The organism is Cryobacterium sp. 10I5, assembly GCF_035019865.1.
Taxonomy (GTDB): domain Bacteria; phylum Actinomycetota; class Actinomycetes; order Actinomycetales; family Microbacteriaceae; genus Cryobacterium; species Cryobacterium breve_A.
The window spans coordinates 1-211 of the sequence record NZ_JASJVI010000254.1; the positions used below are offsets into that span (position 1 = coordinate 1).

The 211-nt window shown below is 67.8% G+C and carries 1 protein-coding gene; it reads left to right on the forward strand.

Features of this window, described 5'->3' with window-relative positions:
* Positions 1-6 precede the first annotated feature (6 nt).
* A partial coding sequence (locus QN350_RS19900; protein ID WP_323517252.1) for an HU family DNA-binding protein occupies positions 7-211 on the forward strand: 205 nt, incomplete at its 3' end.

Genomic DNA, 211 nt, shown 5'->3' on the forward strand with positions numbered 1-211 from the left:
CACTCAATGGCTGACAAGTCGCTGAACAAGACCGAGCTCGTTGCCAAGGTTGCCGCAGACTCTGGCCAGAGCCAGGTTGCCGTCGACAGCGTGCTCACCGCATTCTTTGCCGCACTCGCCGAAACCGTCGCCAGCGACGGCAAGGTCACCATCCCGGGCTGGCTCGGCGTCGAGCGCACCGCCACCGCGGCGCGCACCGGCCGCAACCCGC